The organism is Synechococcus sp. W55.2, assembly GCF_047461635.1.
In the GTDB taxonomy this organism is placed as follows: Bacteria; Cyanobacteriota; Cyanobacteriia; order Thermostichales; family Thermostichaceae; genus Thermostichus.
Window position 1 is genome coordinate 1 of the sequence record NZ_JANSHM010000110.1, and the last position, 2,675, is coordinate 2,675.

2 protein-coding genes are annotated in these 2,675 nt (G+C 62.7%); one reads left to right on the forward strand and one right to left on the reverse strand.

Annotated elements, in window-relative coordinates:
• Nucleotides 1-311: 311 nt before the first annotated feature.
• Nucleotides 312-1,319, reverse strand: a complete 1,008-nt coding sequence (locus NW828_RS13685) for a glycosyltransferase family 9 protein (RefSeq protein WP_414384451.1) — start codon at nucleotides 1,317-1,319, stop codon at nucleotides 312-314.
• A gap of 194 nt (nucleotides 1,320-1,513) precedes the next feature.
• Between NW828_RS13685 and NW828_RS13690 the strand changes: the two genes are divergently transcribed.
• The gene (locus NW828_RS13690) at nucleotides 1,514-2,671 is read left to right on the forward strand and encodes a DegT/DnrJ/EryC1/StrS family aminotransferase (RefSeq protein WP_414384453.1); all 1,158 of its coding nucleotides are present in this window, start codon (nucleotides 1,514-1,516) and stop codon (nucleotides 2,669-2,671) included.
• Nucleotides 2,672-2,675: the final 4 nt, after the last annotated feature.

The following is a 2,675-nucleotide window of genomic DNA, read 5'->3' on the forward strand; positions in this document are numbered from 1 at the left end:
GACGTGGCGGAACGGCAGACGCGCTAGACTTAGGATCTAGTGCCGCAAGGCGTAAGGGTTCAAGTCCCTTCGTCCGCATGAGAATCCCCTACTTCCCCAGCCCTTTTCCCCCAAGAGGGCAGAAGTTCCCCCGGTCAACAGCAATGCTGACTGCCTTACGGTCGCTCGCCAGCAAGCCTAGGAGAGCCAAGGTGACAAAGCAAGCTCTCCCGCCGGCTAAAAGCAGACAGGGACACATCTCCCAGGCTAGAAGGCTTCTCGGTCCGCCTGCAGAGAAACTGGACTGGGTTGCTGCCACGAAAACCTTGGCTCTAGGCCGGAAAGATCACCTGCAGAATTTGCTCGGGGGCAATCGACTCCACCTTCCCATCGGCCCCCTTGACCGCCCGAAACGGCCCCTCTGAAGGCAGCAACCGCAGCGGGTCGGTGGGCCCAAACAACGCCACCAGCGGCGTCTGCACCGCCACCGCCAAATGCATGGGAGCGCTATCGGCGCACAACAGCAGCGTTGCCCCACCAATCAAGGCCGCCAGCTGCCCCAGCCGGACAGGACGGCTCACCGGCAGCTCCGGCAGTTGCGCCAGAAAGCCCTCCGCCAGCTGCTCATCCTCTGGCCCCACCACCAGCACCAACGGCAGCTCCGGCCGCTTCTCCCGAAAACCCTTGATGACCTTGACCCAGTTGGCAGAGGGATAGATCTTCTGAATTCCCTTCTCCTGCGACAGCTGGCTGGCCCCCGGATGCAACAGCACATAATCTTGAGCGGCATCCCCCAAAAGGCGCTTGCGTTCCTGCTCTGCCCACTCCAGGTCTGCTTTTTTCAGACGAATCTGGGGCAACCCCGCCGGCGCAGCAATGCCAAACCCCTGCACCAGGTCGTGGTACATCTGGGCAGCATACTGGGCTGGCTTCAGGGGCACCGGGTCGGTCAGCCAAGGTCGCCCCGGCCCCGGCGGCGCATAGCCCACCCGCTTGGGAATGCCGGTCAGCCACAACAACAGCTTGACCCCCAAGCTTCGGCCCAGGCTCAGCACCCCGTCATACTGCCGCTCCCGAATGCGCCCCAGCAGGTCGCTGAGATCCCCCAACGACAGCTGTTCTTTGAACGGAAAAGTCAGCACCCGACTCACCGAAGGACAAACCTCGTAGGCAGCCGCCGCCCGCGGCTCCACAACCACCTCCAGCTCCGCCTCCGGAAAGCGCTGCCGCAAACTGGCCAGGGCGGGGAAAAACAAAATCTGGTCACCAATCCCGCCCGGCACCAAAGCCAGAATCCGAGGTGCCAAAGGGGCTTTAGCTGCTGGAGAAACCGCCTGCATAAAGCATCCTGTAGAAAGCTGTATCCAGCCTAGGGGATCCCCGCTTACTCTATCTCAGATTGGGTGGATAGATTCAGGGCCAGCTCGACCCGCGGAAGACAAACCCCAGAACCCTTCTGGGCCAGAGCGTTGTGTACACAGGCTCTCATCCGCGATGATGGGCTGTGGCCGCCACCTTCTCCAAAGGCAGCACCATGACGGAGGAGCCGATTCCGCTGTTGGATTTGACGGGGCAGTACCGCGCTTTGGCCGGGCTGTTGCAGCCGCAGCTGGAAGCGCTGCTGGCCTCTGGCCAGTACATCGGCGGGGCGGCGGTGCAGCGCTTTGAGGAGCAGTTTGCCCAGTTTTTGGGGGGTGGCTCTTTGGAGGCCGTCGGCTGCAATTCCGGTACCGATGCCCTGGTGCTGGCTTTGCAGGCTTTGGGCATCCAGGCGGGGGATGAGGTGCTCACCAGTGCCTTTAGTTTTTTTGCCTCGGCTGCCGCCATCAGCCGGGTGGGGGCGCGTCCGGTGTTTGTGGATGTGGATCCGTGCACCTTTAACCTGGATCCGCAGCTGCTGGAAAGGAGCATCTCCCCCCGCACCAAGGCGGTGGTGGTGGTGCATTTGTTTGGGCAGGCGGCCAACATGACCCAGATTCTGGCTATTGCCCGGCGGCACGGCTTGGCGGTGGTGGAAGATTGTGCCCAGGCGGTGGGGGCCTGCTGGGGGGGCAGGCCGGTGGGCACTTGGGGGGAGGTGGGCTGCTTCAGCTTTTTTCCCAGCAAGAATCTGGGTGCGGCTGGGGATGGGGGGGCGGTGGTGACGCGGGATCCCCAACTGGCCAGGCGGGTGCGGGCTCTCAGGGAGCATGGGCAGACCCGTCCGTACCACCACGAGTATCTGGGTCTCAACAGTCGTTTGGATGCGCTGCAGGCGGTGATTCTCTCGGTGAAGTTGCCTTATCTGCGGGAGTGGAACTGGCGGCGGCAGGGGATTGCGGAGTGTTACCACCGCTTGCTGCAAGGGATCCCGGGCTTGATGTTGCCCCAGGTGGGGGTGGGGGGCAGCTCGGTGTGGCATCAGTACACGGTGCGGGTGGTGGGTTCTGAGCCGTTGGATTCGCGGCGGCGGGACGATTTGCAGCAGCGGTTGAAGGAGCGGGGCATTGGCAGTCGGGTTTACTACCCTCTGCCGTTGCCGCTGCAGCCGGTGTACCGAGGGCTGGGCTACAGGCGGGGGGATCTGCCCAATGCCGAGCTATGTGCGGCTCAGGTGTTGTCTTTGCCGTGTTTTCCTGAGTTGACCACCTGTCAACAAGAGCGGGTGGCTGCGGCCATTGCTGAAATCCTCTCAGAAAAAACCTGCCCGTAGCACT